The 1,695-nt window shown below is 63.3% G+C and carries 2 protein-coding genes; both read right to left on the minus strand.

Going from position 1 to position 1,695, the window contains the following annotated elements; translation table 11 throughout:
- A partial coding sequence (locus AC1D1P_RS22620; RefSeq protein ID WP_477674534.1) for an arginase family protein occupies positions 1-661 on the minus strand: 661 nt, incomplete at its 3' end.
- Positions 662-733: 72 nt separating this feature from the next.
- Positions 734-1,579 carry an N-formylglutamate amidohydrolase gene (locus AC1D1P_RS22625; protein ID WP_477669239.1) on the minus strand — a complete coding sequence of 282 codons (846 nt, stop codon included), beginning with the start codon at positions 1,577-1,579 and terminating at the stop codon, positions 734-736.
- Positions 1,580-1,695: the final 116 nt, after the last annotated feature.

The raw sequence follows: 1,695 nt of genomic DNA on the forward strand, positions 1-1,695 counted from the left end.
CGAAAAGCACATCAGCGCGGTCATAAAAAATGCTTTGTGTCCCGTTGCCGTGGTGGTAGTCCACGTCCAGCACCGCCACGCGCGCGGCGCCACCGTCCCGAAACGCCTGGGCAGCGACTGCAGCGTTGTTCAGGAAGCTGTAGCCTCCCATGAAGTCGGCCCCTGCATGGTGGCCGGGTGGACGGCTGCAGCAGAACACGCCGCGCGCAGCGGACTGGCCGGTCGCCAGCAAAGCGGCAGCGCTGGCGGCGGCATCTGCACCAGCCTTGGCGGCTGTCCAGGTCCCCGCGGAAAGCGGTGACCCGTTGTCCATCGAATAAAGCCCCAGCCGTGCGGTGAAATTGACGGGCTCCACATCGCTGCGCAAAGTACGCACGGGCCAGACAGAGGGAAAAGGCTGCCGCTGGTCGTTGCCCTCTTCAAGCGCCACCCAGTCGCGCCACGCATGCTCGAGAAACGCCAGGTAACGGGCACTGTGCACTTTGGCCAACAGCGTGCGGCTGTCGGCCTGGGGCGTGCGCAGCTCGTGGCCGCGCTCGCTCAGGCGGGCCTTGACGTACTCGGCGCGCGCCGGGGTTTCAAAACACGGCACGCGCTCACCGCGGTAGAACTCGAACGCAGGGGCGTGATCGTGGTGGCTGTCGCTGAAAAAAGTAAGCATGGTGGCGAATGGTTTGGTTCGTTCATGAAAAGGAGGTGATGGTGGTTACCCGAACAGCGCAGCGCGCCGCCATCAAAGTGTGCGCGGGTCGGTCTTCAGCAACACCTCGACCAATGAGCGCAACGTCGCCTTCAGCGGCCCGGCGCCCGGTGTCATCTCCAGCGTGGTTTCGTCCATGTACAGCTTGCGGTTGATCTCCAGCTGGATGCTGTGCCGGTGCCCGGCCGGGTTGCTGTAGCGGCGCACCAGTTCCACGCCTTTGTAGGGGTGGTTGTAGGCCACGCTGTAACCCTGCGCGCGCAGGTGCTCACACACCAGTGTCGACAACGCCTTGCTGGCAGTTGTGCCTTCACGGTCGCCGACCACAAAGTCCGCATGCGCCTCACCAGGAAAATCGGTGGCGCTGCCCGAAGCCACTGCCGGCATGGAGTGGCAATTGATGTGGATGCTGTAGCCGCGCTGCCGCCAGGCGGCATCAATCGCCTGCGCCACGGCGGCGTGGTAGGGCTTCCAGCACTGCTCGATGCGCGCCTGGATTTCCGCCACCCCCAGTTTGCGGTCATACAGCGGCACGCCTTCGTCGGTGGTGCGCCAGATCAGCCCCTTGCCCAGGCGGACCTTGGACATGACCTGGGGATCATCGTCTACCGGTTCGGGCCAGGGCGCTTCCAGCAGGGACACATCCATTTCGGTGGTGTTGCGGTTGGCGTCCAGGTAGCTTCGGGGGAAATGCGCCTCAACCCAATGCGCACCCAATGCCGGCGCAAAGTCATACAGTTTTTCGACATGGGTGTCTTCTGCGCTGCGCAGCACGGCGAGCTCGCAGGCATGCCCGAAATCAGCCGGATACACCGTCCCGCTGTGCGGGGAATCAAGAACCAGCGGAGTGCTTCCGGGCAGGTAGGTAATGGAGGGCATGCACTGACTTTAGCAGCAGCACATTGGCAAACGGACGGTGGCGCCCCAAGGTTCAGCCCTTTCGCAAACTTCCGTTTGTCCTACAGGGTTTTAACTTTTAGCCCCACAACAGCGTG

The organism is Polaromonas sp. P1_E1_2 (assembly GCF_056406035.1).